Origin of the sequence: Shewanella sp. S1-58-MNA-CIBAN-0166, assembly GCF_040310085.1 — a bacterium.
Taxonomy (GTDB): domain Bacteria; phylum Pseudomonadota; class Gammaproteobacteria; order Enterobacterales; family Shewanellaceae; genus Shewanella.
In genome coordinates, this window is record NZ_JBEOPN010000228.1 from 1 (window position 1) to 209 (window position 209).

General features: G+C 41.6%; 1 protein-coding gene. It reads right to left on the reverse strand.

Annotated elements, in window-relative coordinates; all coding sequences use genetic code 11:
• Nucleotides 1–209: flagellin N-terminal helical domain-containing protein (locus AAEY99_RS21790; protein WP_502959521.1), on the reverse strand; the 209-nt coding region annotated here is incomplete at both ends.

The window sequence follows — 209 nt, forward strand, 5'->3', positions numbered from 1 at the left end:
CTACCAAAAGTACCATCCAATAATTTTTTACCACCAAATGAAGTGGTATCTGCAATACGGGTTAACTCCTCTTGCAGAGAGCTAATTTCTGTTTGCATTGCTGCACGGTCATTAGATGAGTTTGAACCGTTAGCAGACTGCAAAGACAAGTCACGCATACGTTGCAAAATATTAGTAGACTCACTCATTGCACCTTCAGCGGTTTGAGC